Below are 15,292 nucleotides of genomic sequence, written 5' to 3'. Positions count from 1 at the left end.
CTCGATATTGATGCATTATACCTTTTGGTAACAAGCCTGCAACTTATTTCCACACCGTACGATAAAAAAGTTAAAGAGGCATTTTTCAAATTTCATATTATACTTCCAGAGCAAACCAATAAGCGGAACAAAAATATAATGAAAAACAAAACTCTACTGGCTTTTTTAGCCGCAGCCTCTCCACTTTTCGCCAATGCTCATAATCTATCAGTCGGTGCAACTCTGCCTGCTGTCGATGTTAGCAACTATGGTGAAATCGTACTAAACGACGGAAATACTGGATATCAAGCTTGGGCAACCAATGATCTTCTAGGTAAAGTTCGCGTCGTTCAAGCTATTGCTGGCCGTAGCAGCTCGAAAGAGCTCAACGCACAACTGATGGCAGCAATTACAGCATCGAAATTCGCAGAAGACAGCTACCAAACCACTACCATCATCAACCAAGATGATGCGATTTGGGGAACTGGGTCTTTTGTTAAATCGTCAGCAGAAAGTAGCAAAGAAGAATTTCCATGGTCTTCTATGGTGCTAGATGAAGACGGAACCGTAGCGTCATCATGGGCTTTAAAAGAAGAGAGCTCAGCGATTATCGTTCAAGACAAGCAAGGTAAAATATTGTTTGTTAAAGAAGGGGCATTAAACGACTCAGAAGTCACTCAAGTTATTGAGTTGATTAAAGCGAGCCTTTAATAAGATATTCGCGTCTTTTTCGAGACCTGACCAAAGGATATTGTTATATTATAACAGTATCCTTTTTTAATTCTGTGGTTAATCATCCTGATGTGGAAAAACACACCTAATAATGTGAAACGTAAAACAGGCTTCTTGCTTGGGCTGATGCTCATGTTGAGCGTGTTAGCAGCGACACATATTGTAGATATCGACCCACATCATCACTCTTCACATCACTGTGAGCTGTTTTCGATAAATCAGTTCATAACGGCGCATTCACTTCCACAGATCCCAGAGTTCCATTCGGAATTTACTGTCGCTATCACAGAGTCAGTCATTTCGTTACAGCGCCTGTATTTCGCTTATTTAGCACGTTCACCTCCTGTAAAGATTTCTTAATTACCACTACTTTTTAATTAACCTTTATTCAGGAAAAAAACATGAAACCTACTATTCTAGCCGTTGTTATCGGTATGACTGTCTCTACTAATGTTCTAGCTAACGAAGAATTCCGCTCTCACGAAGCACACGTGCACGGTAAAGTTGAGGTGAACATCGCTCAAGATGGGCAAGAACTACTTGTTGAAGTAACAGCTCCCGGCGCTGATGTGGTTGGCTTTGAACATGCTCCAGAAACTGCTGAGCAAAAGAAAGTATTTGAACAAGCGATTGCGCAATTAAACAAGCCAGATGAGCTATTTGGTTTCAAAAATGCAAGCTGTACTCTGAAGTTCAAGTCGGTGACGAACACCTTGGAAGGCGATCATGATGACCATGAAGGCCATGACCACGCTGAACACGCTGAACACGACCATGATGACCACAAAGGCCATGATCACGCAGAACACGACCATGATGACCACAAAGGCCATGACCATGCAGAACACGATCATGATGACCACAAAGGCCATGACCATGCAGAACACGATCATGATGACCATGAAGGCCACGACCATTCAGAAGGTGGGCACGGCGAATTCACTGTCGAGTACCATTACCAATGTTCAGATATTGCGAAGCTAGATACCGTGAGCACTCAATGGTTCTCTAAGTTCAGCAACACAAAATCAATGACGGTAAACCTTCTAACTGACAGCGCTCAAATTCAAGAAGTGCTTAACGCAGATCGTATTAGTTTTCGATTCTAATCCGTATTAGATTGAATTAAACGTAGATACGCAGCCAAGTAAGTAGTCACTTACTTGGTTGTGCAAATCGGTGTGTTCTGGGAATTTATTTTTCTAATAGCTGTCCAGTAAATACACCGCTTTAATCATTGGAGCTAATATGTCTTTTGACAGTTCATCACTTGTGGTCAAACTCGAAAATATCAGCTTTCGTTGGAAGCCTGAATTACCCCCAACGCTAGAGATCCCCTCACTGCATATCCAAGCCCAAGAGCACCTTTTCATCAAAGGGCCTAGTGGTTGCGGGAAATCAACATTGTTAGGGTTACTGACCGGAATCAACCAAGCTGAACAAGGCGAAGTATCTATCCTTGGCCAAGACCTCACACAGCTAACACCTCGTCAGAGGGACAAGTTCAGAGCCGATCATATTGGCTATATATTCCAACAATTTAATCTGCTTCCTTACTTGTCAGTGATCGACAACGTGACGCTTCCTTGTCAGTTTTCTAAGATTCGTAAGCAGCAAGTCACTGAAAGTCAGAACAGCCTGCAAGCAACCGCTCAAGAGTTGTTGCTCAGATTAAAGCTACCTCAAGCTCTAATGGACAAGCCTGTTACCGAATTGAGCATTGGTCAACAACAACGTGTTGCTGCCGCTCGTGCTTTGATCGGCCAACCGAAAATCATTATTGCCGACGAGCCAACCTCGGCTCTGGATCATGACAACCGAGAAGCCTTCATCGAATTGTTACTAGAGCAAGCAAATCAAGCCGGGTCTACTCTGATATTTGTCAGTCACGATCCAACATTAGAAACGCTATTCACTCGAACCATAGATTTAAAAACCGTTAACCAAGCTAAGGTTGTCGTATGAAAGTAATTACTCACTTAGCCCTAAAAAGCGTACTCAACCGTAAAGCCACCGCTATTCTGACGATTCTCACCGTGGCAGTGTCAGTGATTCTATTACTCGGTGTTGAACGTGTAAGAACCGAAGCAAAAAGCAGTTTTGCTAATACGATTTCAGGTACCGACCTTATTGTTGGTGGCCGCTCTGGTCAGGTAAACCTACTGCTTTATTCGGTATTTAGAATTGGTAATGCAACCAACAACATCGACTGGAAAAGCTATCAAGAATTTAGCCAGCATAATGCTGTAAAGTGGGCGATACCCATCTCATTGGGAGATTCACATAAAGGCTTTCGTGTAATGGGCACGAACCATAGTTACTTTGATAATTATCGCTATGGAAGTAAGCAACCACTTACTTTTCAGCAAGGTAAAGAGTTTAATCAGCTATTTGATGTCGTGATTGGTGCCGATGTCGCGAAGAAGTTAGATTACAAGATTGGTGATCACATCATTCTGGCGCACGGTATCAGTGATGTCGCCTTCAGTCGCCACGACAACCTGCCTTTCACCATTGTAGGAATACTCGCGCCAACCGGCACACCAGTAGATAAAACGGTGCATGTCTCGTTAGAGGCCATTGAAGCGATTCACGTTGGTTGGGAATCGGGGGCTAACCTAGGCCACACACCGAATGCTGAAGCGCTAAAGCAACGTGACTTCCAACCAAAGCAGATTACCGCGATGATGGTTGGCCTTAAATCGAAGATCCAAACCTTTGCACTGCAACGAGAAATCAATAACTACCGCCAAGAACCTTTGAGCGCCATTATGCCAGGCATTGCGCTTCACGAATTATGGGGAATGATGGCCGTAGCAGAGCAAGCACTACTGATTGTTTCAGGGTTTGTGGTAATCGCGGGACTGCTAGGGATGCTGAGTAGTCTACTCACTAGCTTGCAAGAAAGACGTCGAGAGATGGCCATTCTGCGCGCGATGGGAGCAAGGCCTCGTCATGTGTTCGGTTTACTGATCAGTGAAGCAAGTGCCCTAACCTTCCTCGGTATCACATTGGGTGTTGCCGTGTTGTTTGCGCTAATCGCAGTAGTTGCTCCTATTGTGCAACAAAGTTATGGTATCAACATATCGATATCCGCAATCACACCTCATGAGTGGAAACTGCTTATGTTGGTGCAAGTTGCCGGAATCATTATTGGCTTTATTCCCGCTTTCAGAGCTTACCGTCAGTCATTGTCTGATGGCATGACTATCCGAATCTAAAATAGGAACCTACGATGCAACGCAAATTCCTACTGATACTTGGGTTACTTATGTTCCCATTTATCAGCACAGCTCACGCTGAAACCACTCAGACTGACGAATCGGTATTAACACTCGATTGGATTGACTTGATTCCAGAGTCAGAGCGAGCACAACTCGACTCATTTGGTATGCCTATGGTTAACCACGACAGTATGGACAAACCTCAACAATCGACACTTGGCGCTGTTCGCCCAGAGCTGAATGGCAGCACAGTCAAGATTCCTGGCTTTGTGATTCCATTGGAAGGCGATGAGAACATGATCACTGAGTTTCTGTTAGTGCCGTACTTTGGCGCATGTATCCACGTACCGCCACCGCCGCCGAACCAAATCATCTACGTGAAGTTCCCTAAAGGTGCACCAATACAGCAGCTATGGGATGTGATTTATTTAGTAGGTACACTAAAAACCGAGTCAATAAGCCACGACTTAGCTCAAACAGGTTATCTTATTGAAGGTACTGCGATTGAAGAATATGACGACATGTAGTCATTAGAAGGGTGGCTCAAGGATGAGCTGCCGTCACTGAACGAGTGAGATCATTCAATAACAGTTTAATAACGATAATTTTATTCTAAATTATGCGATGTAATTAGACAAGTACGCTAGAACAGCGACATAAGTAGCGAGTAATAACCCTATACTAAGCTGTTTCTTCAGCTTGTTATCATTGACTTGATTCATAACTCCTCCTTGAGAATTACAACAAATTTAACATTTTATTATCATTAGCAAAAGTAAAATTTTGTTGAAACCTTCAACTCTGCACGCAAAATCTAGCCACCAATAAGATAAAGAGTTACATTTTAGACAGTTATACCAATCACAATAAGTAAGTGTTCAGAAATAGCGTAGGAAAAAGGCTTGAGAACAAGGCGGAGCTTTTTGATAAGTAGTTATTCTACAATCAAAAATTCTAACGCTGTTATCGAGCGTTTTAACAAGCTAGAGCGAGCAATTATTTACTACGATTGGTATTGAGTCGTCTCCTAACGGTACTCTTATGTCAGAAACCAAACAGCCAGTGATCATTGAGCATGCTAGCGATACACAGCAAAAGCATGAGAAAAAGCCTCATATTGCCGACAGTGCAAGCAGAATGCGGCACATCGCACAAAGCTTCGGCCTCGATTCCTTAATTAGTCATAGTGCAAAGCCAAACGATAAAGCTGAGAGTACGCTTATCGAACGGGCACTATTACGAGAGAAAAAACGTAGAGAACTTCGCCAAAAGAACCTAGAACAGATTCTAAAGTTGGCACACTCTTCATGTAAGGATGAAGCGGCTGGAGACCCTGATCAGGACTGGCTATACCGTTTCTTCGATATGGCACAAGAGATCCACAATACATCGATGCAGAGGCTATGGGCTCAAGTACTGAAACGAGAAGTCACCAACCCAGGCTCGACTTCGATGAAAGCGCTGCAGATCTTAAAAGACATGACACCAAAAGAAGCGCTCACCCTGCAAAGAGCAGCGTCACTTGGTTGTAGCTTTGGTAGTGATAACAGCAGAAAACTGTTACTCGGCTTTAAATCCCATGCTGGAATCTTCAGCTTTGGTAAAAGGGACACCACCAACACCATCAATCTTGGTGGACACAACCTTCCCTACTCTAGCTTGCTCCACTTGATTGAACTCGGAATTATTCTGGGCACAGAACTAGAATCTGGAGAGATTGATTTCGATCCTGCTCTGCACTTAACTTATCAAGGTAAGGGCATGTCACTGGCACCATTATCAAAAGGGGTAAAGCTGATTTACTACCGATTCAGTCCAACAGGCAATGAGCTTTGCAACTTACTTGGCAACAAGCCTAACACGCAGTATTACGACCAGCTGATTGCGCTATTGAGCCAAAAATTTACGGTTCAAACAGAAGTTAAAAGCAGTGTGAACTACACCGTCTAGACAATCGATACTGTAAAAAATAGACGGTGTACGCTGTGAAGAGTATTGATAAGAGTGAAGAGAATCTAGAGGATAAGGTTCTTGTCTCGGAAAACCAAGGCTGCACTATTTATCCGCAGTGAATTAAGCAGATAAACAGGAGAGTAGCCTTAGTCATACCATCGATCTCAATTGGATAAAATATTACGCTTCTCTAAAGCCTCAATACACAATTCGACCAGTTCATCGAGTGTCTTTTCGCCCGCGGGTAGATCTATCTCAGGGCTCTGAGGCGCTTCGTACACTGAGCTAATACCCGTGAAGTTCGGGATTTCTCCCGCTCGTGCTTTCTTATACAGGCCTTTCGGGTCACGCTGCTCACACACCTCAAGTGGTGTGTTCACAAACACCTCAAGAAACTCCCCTTCCGGTAATAAATCACGTACCAACTGTCTCTCCGCTTGATGTGGAGAGATAAACGCTGACAACACGATCAAACCCGCATCCGCCATCAATTTAGCGAGCTCACCAATACGACGAATATTCTCTCGACGGTCTTGCTCTGAGAAGCCAAGGTCGCTACATAACCCATGACGGACATTGTCGCCATCCAATAAGTAAGTATGGTAACCAAGTTGGGCTAAGCGGTTTTCTAATGATCCAGCAACTGTTGATTTCCCAGAACCAGATAATCCAGTGAACCAGAGCACAGCTGGTTTCTGTGATTTCAGATCCGCACGAAATGTTTTATCAATCGAATGTTGATGCCACACAACATTCTCATCTTTTGGTTTGAGTACTGCGGTCATAATTAGTCCTTTAAATAAACAGCATTAAAATGGGAAAAAGTAAGGAATCAGGGTCAGCACCAAGCCCGAATAGACAATCGAGATTGGGATGCCGATACGTAGATAATCCGTGAGATGGTAATTACCTACGCTATAAACAAGTAAATTAGTTTGGTAGCCGTATGGCGAAATAAAACTGGCACTGGCACCAAATAGAACCGCCATAATGAATGGCATAGGGTCAACGCCATAGCCGATAGCCATGCTATAGCCGATTGGGAAAGAGAGTGCTGCGGCCGCATTATTGGTAACCAGTTCTGTTAGAACCAAGGTCATAAAATAGGTCGCGACTAACGCACCAAACACGCCCCAGCCATTAAAGGCTTCCATAAACATCAGCCCCATACGCTCAGACAGCCCAGATGAAATCATCAGTTGAGCAATAGACAGAGCGGAGCCAACGATCACCACAATATCAACCGGAAAACGGCGACGGAGTTCACCCAGTTGCACCACACCAAAGGCCACCAGCAACAGTAAGAAACCAGCCAGCCCTTTGATAATCGGCACGACTTCAGCAAGGGCTAGACCAATCACACTGGCAAAACCGAGCAATACAAACGTCGATTTATCGGCATCAAGCTTGGCACTCGAGTCCAAGTCATTCATCAACACAAACTCTTTGTTGTGTTGCTGGCGCTGTTCTTCAAAGCGTTTACCGGGAACCAAAATCAAGGTATCACCAGCGGTCAATGTGATATTCCCTAGCCCACCTTCAAGGCGCTCATGGCCACGACGAATAGCAACTACAACTGCATCGAAACGGTCTCTAAACTGGCTTGTTTTGAGGGTTTTATTACAGAAGCTTGCCGACGAACTCACCACCACTTCAACAAAGCTCTGGCCGTTAAGGTGATGCTGGCCAAACAGGGTCAACCCTTGAATTTCTTGTAGTGTCGCTACGCTTTCAACGTCGCCACAAAACAGCAACCGGTCACGGGCTTGAAGAATAAAATCAGGGTCAATCGAAGCCGTGGTCTTACCGTCGCGAATCACTTCGGCTAAGAACAATTTTCTCAAAGCTCTTAGATTATTTTCGCTAACACTGCGGCCAACTAACGGTGAGCCAGGTTCAACTCGCGCCTCTAGAAAGTAAGGCAGATCATCCTGCGACCCATCATCGTAGCTTGGTAAGAAGTAACTCAGAGGGATAAGAATCAAAACACCACCCACCAAGACCGCTAAACCGATCAAGGTTGGAGTGAAAAAGTTTAAGCTTGGCAGTCCAGCATCTTCAACAAAACTATTGATGATCAAATTAGTTGAAGTGCCGATCAATGTCAGGGTTCCGCCTAAAATGGCAGCGTATGACAAAGGGATAAGTAACTTAGATGGCGCGTGCTGTTGATTGCGTTTGATCGCTCCGATCAAAGAGACAACCACCGCTGTGTTATTAGTAAAAGAAGAAAGTAGCGCTGTGGAAATACCCAACTTCGCAACCACGGTACCTAGCCTACCTTCAGAGATATTGCGGCTAACCCAGCTGATTAAGCGAGTTTTCTCCAACGCACTTGATGCGAGGATCAGAAGAATTAAAGTCAGTAACGAGGAGTTAGTGAAGTTATTGGCTAGGCTCGACAAGTCGATCATACCAGCCATAAAAGCAATAAAAGCCGCGCCAGCAAAGATAAAGCTTGGCTTAATACGGGTAACGAGCAGGCAAGTAATGATGCCGAGCAAAATCGCTAATACAAATCCTTGTTGCCACATATACCCGTCCTTTATGGCGGAAACAATCGGTTTCCGCCTGATTCAATAAGCTGTTACTTGGTCGTTTATGACTTCAGTAGTTGGCTTAGATCTTTGGCATCCCAATGAGGGAAGTGCTTGCGTACCAATGCGTTGAACTCAAGTTCAAATGCAGAGAAGTTACCGACTTGCTGTTCAACAGAGTCCAAACGGTCTCGAATCAAACCAGCACCAACCGTCACATTAGTCAGGCGGTCGATAACAATGAAACCACCGGTGTCCGCACTCTCACGGTATTTATCCAGCGCGACGGTCTCGTTCAATGACCATTCACACAAACCAATACCATTCAGTGGCAACTCATCAACAGCGTGAGTCGACAGGTTGTTGATATCATATTGATGACGAACCGTTTCAACCTGACCGACGGTTTTCTTGCCTGCGATCTTGATGTCGTAAGCTTTACCCGGTTGCAGTGGTTGCTCTGTCATCCACACGATGTCTGCCAATACATGGTTGGTTGATTCAATCTGTGCATTTTCTAGCACAATCAAATCACCACGGCTGATATCGATTTCATCTTCAAGAGTCAGTGTTACCGCCAAACCCGCTTGTGCTGATTCAAGTTCACCATCAAAGGTCACAATGCTTGCCACCTTAGAGGTTTTACCTGAAGGCAACGCCTTGATTTCATCACCGACGCTGACACGACCAGAAGCCACGGTGCCGGCAAAGCCACGGAAATCTAAGTTAGGACGATTGACATACTGCACAGGGAAACGGAATTCGCCCGCAGAACGTTTTTGGTCAATGTCTACGTTCTCTAACACTTCTAATAGCGATGGACCTTCGAACCATGCAAGCTCTTTGCTTGGCGCAGCAACGTTAATACCTTCAAGTGCCGAAACTGGCAGAATCTGAATATTAGTCTCGCCCTCTAGGTTTTCAGCAAACTCTAGGTACTGATCGCGAATCTCCTCAAAACGATCTTGCGAGTACTCGACGAGATCCATTTTGTTGACTGCAACGATGAAATGCTTCAAACCAAGTAGGTTAGAAATAAACGAGTGACGACGTGTTTGATCCAGTACGCCCTTACGAGCATCAATCAAGATCACTGCCAGATCACACGTTGAAGCGCCTGTTGCCATATTACGCGTGTACTGCTCATGCCCAGGGGTATCAGCAATAATGAATTTACGCTTTTGAGTCGAGAAGTAGCGATAAGCCACATCGATCGTAATCCCTTGCTCACGCTCAGCCTGCAAGCCATCAACAAGCAATGCCAAGTCAGGTTTCTCACCTGTGGTACCCACTCGTTGGCTATCCGAGTGAACTGCTGCTAGCTGATCTTCATAAATCTGTTTTGTATCATGGAGTAAGCGACCGATTAACGTACTTTTACCGTCATCTACCGAGCCACAAGTTAAAAATCTAAGCATAGATTTATGCTGATGCTGACTTAGATAACCTTCAATCCCTAGTTCAGCCAATTCGGCTTCTACTGCACTATTCATTTTTCTTTCCTTAGATTCTTAGAAATAACCTTGGCGCTTTTTCAGCTCCATAGAGCCCGACTGATCATGGTCAATCGCTCGACCTTGACGCTCACTGGACGTCGCCACCAGCATCTCTTCAATAATGCCTGTTAGCGTATTCGCCTCAGATTCAACGGCTCCGGTTAGTGGGTAACAGCCCAAAGTACGGAAGCGAACGCTTTTCTCTTCAATCACTTCACCTTCTTGCAGTTCCATACGGTCATCATCAACCATGATCAGCATGCCATCACGCTCAACCACAGGACGTTTATCAGATAGATAAAGCGGAACAATATCGATACTCTCTAGGTAGATGTATTGCCAGATATCAAGCTCAGTCCAGTTAGATAGTGGGAAGACACGAATGCTTTCGCCCTTATTAACCTGACCGTTGTAGGTGTGCCAAAGCTCTGGACGCTGGTTTTTTGGATCCCATGTATGGTTCTTATCACGGAAAGAATAAACACGCTCTTTTGCTCGAGATTTTTCTTCATCACGACGCGCACCACCAAAAGCCGCATCGAACCCATACTTGTTTAACGCCTGCTTAAGGCCCTGTGTTTTCATGATGTCAGTGTGCTTAGAAGAACCATGTACGAACGGGCTACACCCCATCTCAATACCTTCTGGGTTCTTATGTACTAAAAGGTCGAAGCCGTACTTTTTAGCCGTACGATCACGAAACTCAATCATCTCGCGAAATTTCCAATCCGTATCAACGTGCAATAGTGGGAATGGAATCTTGCCTGGATAAAACGCTTTGCGAGCTAAATGAAGCATCACAGAAGAATCTTTACCGATGGAGTACATCATCACTGGGTTATCAAACTCAGCAGCAACTTCACGGATAATATGAATACTTTCCGCTTCAAGCTGTTTTAGGTGGGTTAAACGTTCTTGGTCCATTTCAGTGCTTCCTTTAAGGCTCGCAGTACGAGCAATTCATTACTTGGTCTTGCCAAGCAAGGGATTTAACTCATCCACTTAAGTGAATGGGAGTATTGGCACTAGAAGAAAACAGAAGCTTCGTTTTGAGCTATCCTTGCTATTCATCTGCCTGATACGTCCTTGATATAGGCATTATGACGAGCCTCTCATATTACTGGAAATTCTAAAATTTCATTTTTTATTCGAAAAGCTGATAAGGGATGAGATTCATCGATAAATAGGTGAAATGAATGGGCTAATATTATCGATATCAGTTGCGCATCGATTGAGCAGCTTTGGGAGGCGCCTTGCAGAACACTATAAAGTAATCGATCTAAGTCACGAATTAACATTCGTTGTAATCATTGTTTCATTCCATTTTGTTACATTACGCAACGAATTTTCTACTAATCCACTTTGGAGCTCCAAAATGAAAGTTGCAATGAAACCTTTGTCATTGGCTGTACTTGCTGGTCTTGGTCTGACTTTAGCAGGCTGCACAACAACACCAGATACCGATGAAGTGATTAAATTACGTGTCGTAGAAACGACGGATATCCATACCAACCTAATGGATTACGACTACTACAAAGACAAGCCGTCGAAAAAAATCGGCTTAGCACGTACTGCAACTCTAGTAAAAGAAGCTCAAAGCGAAGTAACCAACAGCGTATTAGTTGATAACGGTGACTTGCTGCAAGGTAGCCCAATGGGTGACTACATGGCAGACAAAGGCATCGAGGCTGGCGAAGTTCACCCTGCATATAAAGCAATGAACCAACTAAGCTACGACGCTGCAAACCTAGGTAACCACGAATTCAACTACGGTCTTGAGTTCCTAGAAGAATCTATTAACGACGCTGATTTCCCGTACATCAGTGCTAACGTTTACGACGCAGAAACCAAAGAACACTACTTCACGCCATACATCATCAAGACGCACACCTTTGAAGATACTGCTGGCGTAGAACATGAAGTAAAAGTGGGTTACATCGGTTTTGTTCCACCACAAATCATGACGTGGGATAAGAAGAACCTTGAAGGCAAAGTGATCGCTCGCGATATCATTGAGACAGCTAACGAGTTAGTGCCTCAAATGAAAGCGGAAGGCGCTGAAGTAATCGTTGCTATCCCTCACTCAGGCGTATCAACTGACCCGTACAAAAATGGCGAAGAGAACTCAACGTTCTACCTATCTGAAGTAGACGGCATTGATGCAATCGCATTTGGTCACTCTCACGCAGTATTCCCAGGAAAAGGTTTTGATGACATTCAAGGCATCAACAACGAAACGGGCACAATGAACGGCGTTGCGGCTGTAATGCCAGGCCGCTGGGGTAGCCACGTTGGTGTTATGGATCTAACACTTGCACAAAAAGACGGTAAGTGGGAAGTTGTTAAAGGCCAATCAGAAGCACGCCCAATCTACGACAAGGTAGAAAAGAAATCTCTTGCTGCTGCTGATGAAGGCATCGTTTCTGCACTAGAAAAAGACCACGCAGGTACTCGTGAGTTTGTTAACCAACCGATTGGTAAAGCAGACGATGTGATGTACAGCTTCTTGTCTCTAGTACAAGACGATCCAACTGTTCAAATCGTGAACCTTGCGCAAAAAGATTACGTTGAGCAGTTCATCCAAGGTGATCCAGACTTAGATGGCACACCTGTACTTTCAGCAGCTGCACCATTCAAAGCAGGCGGCCGTAAGAATGACCCAGCGAACTTCACTGAAGTTGAATCTGGTCAACTGACATTCCGTAACGCGGCTGACTTATACCTTTACCCGAACACGCTAGTTGCAATGAAGGTAACAGGCCACGAAGTAAAAGAGTGGCTTGAGTGTTCTGCTGGTCAATTCCAAAAAATAGATGTTAATTCGACCGCACCACAGCAGTTGGTTGAATGGGACGGCTTCCGCACTTACAACTTTGATGTCATCGATGGCGTTGAGTACCAAATCGATGTTACACAACCAGCAAAATACGATGGTAACTGTAAAGTTATTAATGAAGGCTCTGAGCGTATCGTAGGTCTAACTTACCAAGGTAAGCCAATCGACGTGAAGCAAGACTTCCTGATCGCAACCAACAACTACCGAGCATACAGCAATAAGTTCCCAGGTACGGGTGAAGACTTCATCGCATTTGATGCACCAGATGAGAACCGTACTGTTCTAGCAAACTACATCTCTCGAGTGAGCAAAGAGCAAGGTCAAGTGAGCCCAACGGCTGATAACAACTGGTCATTTGCGCCAATCAAAACGGATAAAAAGCTAGATATCCGCTTTGAAACATCTCCAAGCGACAAAGCGGCAGAGTTCATCAAAGAAAAGGGGCAATACCCGATGAAACGTGTTGCGACTGACGATGTTGGTTTTGCTGTTTACCAGATTGACCTAACTAAATAGATTACCTTGTAATCCATAGTTAACGTTCTGAAAGGCTGAGTTTAACGACTCAGCCTTTTTCTTTTGTTATTTATAAACCAAATCCACTGCCCTACTTTTCTCACCGTAAACGCCCGCTAATTCAATACCCAAACAGCGCGACTCAAACCGCCAATAAAATCAATCAAATATAAAAAAGCAGCAATCGCCTGTAAGTTTTTCTCCGCTCCTCCTGTCTATTTAATTTACTACACTCAATGAATGGTCATTAAGCCATTCATCTATGGGATAGATAAGGACATTTGATGAGCACCGTCGAGAGCATTCAAGCATGGTTAAATACGGGAGAGGAATCGCTGCTATGGCTGATGCTTGGCATTATCGCGCTTTCTTACTTGCTTGAAGATCTGGCGATTGTTACAGCGGCAGGTTTAGCAACTCAAGGACTCATGCTTCCTCAATATGCGTTGCTTGCCATTTTCATCGGCATTGCCACAGGAGATATCGGCCTCTATTACCTAGGTAAATCAGGACGTTATTTCCGAGGCGTTCGTTACAAAGCCCTCACCAACCGATACTTTCGTGCACTTCGCACTAAATTACGTCAAAACGCTTTCAGCAGCCTTTTTGTTATCCGCTTTATTCCCGGGCTTCGTACCGTCGGTTTTACCTTAAGTGGCTTTTTCGCAATCCCACTGCCTACTTTCTTGTTTGCCGTTATTAGTGCCACTGCGATCTGGACTGGCATTGTCTTCTCTGCCATCTACTATTTAGGGACATCAGCGTGGCTGCAAGCCTCTGAATATCAATGGATCATCATCCCGTGTGCCATCGCTTTGTTGTTTATCGGCAATCGATTAATGAATAGAACCTACTCTAGAGGATTATCATGAGTTCACCGCAAGATATTCGCATCATTCCAGCACATCAAATCAATGCAGGCATGCCCTTGCTTGAAAAAGATACCGTGCGCAGTGTCTCTCCTTATGAGTTTCTTCCAACTTGGTTCTTCTACACGCCAGTGGTGATTCAAAGCCTGATGCAAGGGTTACGGCACTTTGACTGGGCGCTGCCGCTCATCGCCAACCCGAGCATCAAGTTAAGCGGCATGGTAGGCGAATCAAAACACGAAATACTGAGCCTTGCCGGATCATCGAGTCAGCGCTGGATCTCTCCGTTTATCACCCTAACCAAAACGGATCTTAGCAGTAAGAAACAAGCTGAAGATGCACGCAGTGCACTCATACAATCGGATCTCGATTTCCCGATTGTGGCTAAACCGGATCTTGGCTGTCGAGGTGTTGGCGTTAAGCTGATCAACACACAAGATCAACTTGAACAGTATGTTGAATTTTTCCCAAATGGTGCTCGCTTTCTATTGCAAGAAAAGGCGCCTTATCAAGCTGAAGCGGGGGTTTTCTATGTTCGTTACCCAAACAAAAAGCAAGGTGAGATCATCTCGATCACACTCAAATATTCACCAATGGTGATGGGTGATGGCAAGTCGACACTCAAGCAGTTAATTGAAAATAGCCCGCGTGCTGGGCAACTCAGCCACCTGTATCTACCAAGGCATGAAGATAAATTGGATCAAGTGCTCGCAGAGGGCGAAGAGTTCCAACTCGCGTTCGCAGGTAGCCATAGCCGTGGCTGCATCTTCCGCGATGGCAATCAATACATTACTCAGGCTTTAACCGAACGCTTAGACGAAATATTCGACGACTTCGATGGCTTCCACTTTGGTCGACTCGACGTCAAATTCAAGGACATGCACAGCCTAATGAACGGCGAGGATTTCACTATCCTTGAGGTCAATGGCGCAAGCAGTGAGGCTGGGCATATCTGGGATCGCAACACACCATTGCGAGAGATATTTTCTACGCTACTCCTGCAATACCGCATTCTTTTTGATATTGGCGCTCAGCAAAAACAGCGAGGCCACCAGCCTCCTTCTTTTAAGAGCTTATATAACGCGTGGCAAGAAGAGCGACGTCTTGTTCAACAATATCCGACCACCGATTAACTTTGTACGAGGATCAT

Annotated in this window: 14 protein-coding genes; 10 read left to right on the top strand and 4 right to left on the bottom strand. The window is 44.7% G+C overall.

What is annotated here, in order from left to right:
* Positions 1–138 precede the first annotated feature (138 nt).
* The 7 genes from AB4513_RS14875 (at position 139) to AB4513_RS14845 (ending at position 5,885) form a co-directional block, all read left to right on the top strand.
* Complete coding sequence (locus tag AB4513_RS14875) at positions 139–690, top strand: YtfJ family protein (RefSeq protein WP_009847759.1); 552 nt, start codon at positions 139–141, stop codon at positions 688–690.
* Positions 691–780: 90 nt separating this feature from the next.
* Positions 781–1,071, top strand: a complete 291-nt coding sequence (locus tag AB4513_RS14870; protein WP_083784112.1) for a DUF2607 domain-containing protein — start codon at positions 781–783, stop codon at positions 1,069–1,071.
* 41 nt (positions 1,072–1,112) lie between these two features.
* A complete protein-coding gene (locus AB4513_RS14865) occupies positions 1,113–1,820 on the top strand; it encodes a DUF2796 domain-containing protein (protein WP_102257868.1) in 708 nt (235 codons plus the stop codon).
* Between the two features lie 139 nt (positions 1,821–1,959).
* Positions 1,960–2,676, top strand: coding sequence for an ABC transporter ATP-binding protein (locus AB4513_RS14860; RefSeq protein ID WP_102257869.1), 717 nt, complete (start codon positions 1,960–1,962; stop codon positions 2,674–2,676).
* On the top strand, positions 2,673–3,932 hold the full coding sequence (locus tag AB4513_RS14855) for an ABC transporter permease (protein WP_017103586.1): 1,260 nt from the start codon (positions 2,673–2,675) through the stop codon (positions 3,930–3,932). Before AB4513_RS14860 ends, AB4513_RS14855 begins: the two co-directional genes overlap by 4 nt.
* 14 nt (positions 3,933–3,946) lie before the next feature.
* Positions 3,947–4,462 carry a DUF3299 domain-containing protein gene (locus AB4513_RS14850; RefSeq protein ID WP_004735277.1) on the top strand — a complete coding sequence of 172 codons (516 nt, stop codon included), beginning with the start codon at positions 3,947–3,949 and terminating at the stop codon, positions 4,460–4,462.
* Between the two features lie 514 nt (positions 4,463–4,976).
* Positions 4,977–5,885, top strand: coding sequence for a TIGR03899 family protein (locus tag AB4513_RS14845; RefSeq protein WP_012604888.1), 909 nt, complete (start codon positions 4,977–4,979; stop codon positions 5,883–5,885).
* 167 nt (positions 5,886–6,052) lie between these two features.
* On the opposite strand, the gene cysC is transcribed toward AB4513_RS14845, so the two are convergent.
* The 4 genes from cysC to cysD form a co-directional block, all read right to left on the bottom strand.
* The gene (gene cysC / locus AB4513_RS14840; protein WP_102257870.1) at positions 6,053–6,673 is read right to left on the bottom strand and encodes an adenylyl-sulfate kinase; all 621 of its coding nucleotides are present in this window, start codon (positions 6,671–6,673) and stop codon (positions 6,053–6,055) included.
* A gap of 24 nt (positions 6,674–6,697) precedes the next feature.
* Complete coding sequence (locus tag AB4513_RS14835; RefSeq protein WP_009847766.1) at positions 6,698–8,422, bottom strand: SLC13 family permease; 1,725 nt, start codon at positions 8,420–8,422, stop codon at positions 6,698–6,700.
* A 65-nt stretch (positions 8,423–8,487) separates the two neighbouring features.
* Positions 8,488–9,918: a sulfate adenylyltransferase subunit CysN gene (gene cysN / locus AB4513_RS14830; protein ID WP_004735272.1), complete on the bottom strand. Its 1,431-nt coding sequence runs from the start codon at positions 9,916–9,918 to the stop codon at positions 8,488–8,490.
* A gap of 18 nt (positions 9,919–9,936) precedes the next feature.
* Complete coding sequence (gene cysD / locus AB4513_RS14825; protein WP_226974827.1) at positions 9,937–10,881, bottom strand: sulfate adenylyltransferase subunit CysD; 945 nt, start codon at positions 10,879–10,881, stop codon at positions 9,937–9,939.
* A gap of 415 nt (positions 10,882–11,296) precedes the next feature.
* On the opposite strand from cysD, the gene AB4513_RS14820 reads away from it, so the two are divergent.
* The 3 genes from AB4513_RS14820 (at position 11,297) to AB4513_RS14810 (ending at position 15,275) form a co-directional block, all read left to right on the top strand.
* Positions 11,297–13,273, top strand: a complete 1,977-nt coding sequence (locus AB4513_RS14820) for a bifunctional 2',3'-cyclic-nucleotide 2'-phosphodiesterase/3'-nucleotidase (RefSeq protein ID WP_102257871.1) — start codon at positions 11,297–11,299, stop codon at positions 13,271–13,273.
* Between the two features lie 284 nt (positions 13,274–13,557).
* Positions 13,558–14,145 (top strand): DedA family protein, encoded by a 588-nt coding sequence (locus AB4513_RS14815; protein ID WP_102257872.1) that lies wholly within the window; start codon positions 13,558–13,560, stop codon positions 14,143–14,145.
* A complete protein-coding gene (locus AB4513_RS14810) occupies positions 14,142–15,275 on the top strand; it encodes an ATP-grasp domain-containing protein (protein ID WP_102257873.1) in 1,134 nt (377 codons plus the stop codon). The genes AB4513_RS14815 and AB4513_RS14810 overlap by 4 nt, the downstream gene beginning before the upstream one ends.
* The last annotated feature ends 17 nt before the right edge of the window (positions 15,276–15,292 follow it).

Source organism: Vibrio sp. 10N.222.54.E6 (assembly GCF_041473955.1).
Lineage (GTDB): Bacteria > Pseudomonadota > Gammaproteobacteria > Enterobacterales > Vibrionaceae > Vibrio > Vibrio tasmaniensis_A.
The sequence above is the reverse complement of the archived record's forward strand: the minus strand, read 5'-3'. Positions and strand labels throughout refer to the sequence as shown.